At 61.1% G+C, this 1,045-nt stretch carries 1 protein-coding gene; it reads left to right on the forward strand.

Features of this window, described 5'->3' with window-relative positions:
- A partial coding sequence (locus AWB66_RS32560; protein WP_087634058.1) for an ISL3 family transposase occupies positions 1-1,034 on the forward strand: 1,034 nt, incomplete at its 5' end.
- Between the last annotated feature and the right edge of the window lie 11 nt (positions 1,035-1,045).

Raw genomic sequence — 1,045 nt, forward strand, 5'->3', positions numbered from 1 at the left:
ATTTTTTCCAACACGAGTGCTATCTGGAAGTGCGGGTGCCGCGAGTGCGCTTGCCGGACGGCTCGGTACGGCTGGTCGAGCCCGATTGGGTCGGCCAACTCGACGGCTTCACGCAGCTGTTCGAAGCGCTGGTGCTGATGCTGGCGCAGCAGATGCCGTTTGCCGCTGTGGCGCGCATCGTCAACCTGTCGTGGCATCGAGTGCATGCCATCTGTTCGCGCTATGTGGAACTCGCGCTCGCATCGGCGAATTTGTCGGACGTGAGCACGGTAGCCATTGACGAGACCTCGTACCGACGCGGCCACGAGTATCTGACGCTGGTCGCCGATATGCAGGCGCGGCGCGTCGTGTTCGTCACGCCCGGCCGTGACGCGCAGACAATCGAGAGCTTTGCGGCGTACCTTAGCCAGCACCACGGCACGTCCGAGCAAGTCACCTCCGTGAGCATCGACATGTCGCCCGCGTTCATCAAGGGCGTGGGCGAACATCTGCCCAATGCGCGAGTGACGTTCGACAAGTTTCACGTCGTCGCCCACGCATCCAGGGCGCTTGATATGGTACGCCGCCAACAACAGAAAGCCGACCCAGAACTCAAAGGGATGCGCTGGACGCTGCTCAAGGACGCCAACAAACTGAATCTTGCGCAATTGACCGACCTCGAGGCGCTTCTCAGGCAGTACGCCACCAAGCGCACCGCTCGCGCATGGCTGTATCGCCAGCAGCTGCGGGAGATTCTCGAACGCAAGCAAATCCATGTCGTCTCAGGGATGTTGCGGCAGTGGTGCACCAACGTCATGCGCTCAAAGGTCGAACCGATGAAGGAAGTCGCGCGCCTGATTCGTCGGCACTTCGAGGGCATCGTCGCCTGGACTCAAACCCGCCAGACCAACGGCTTCATCGAAGCCATCAACGGCTTGTTTCAAGCTGCCAAGCGAAAGGCCCGCGGATACACGCGCTTCACGACGATGCGCACGGTCCTCTTTCTCGTTGCTGGCAAGCTCGACTTGTCCGCCTTCAACCCCCATGCCTCATGAGCCCGTTACCC

The sequence above is a fragment of the Caballeronia telluris genome, assembly GCF_001544495.1.
GTDB lineage: Bacteria > Pseudomonadota > Gammaproteobacteria > Burkholderiales > Burkholderiaceae > Caballeronia > Caballeronia telluris.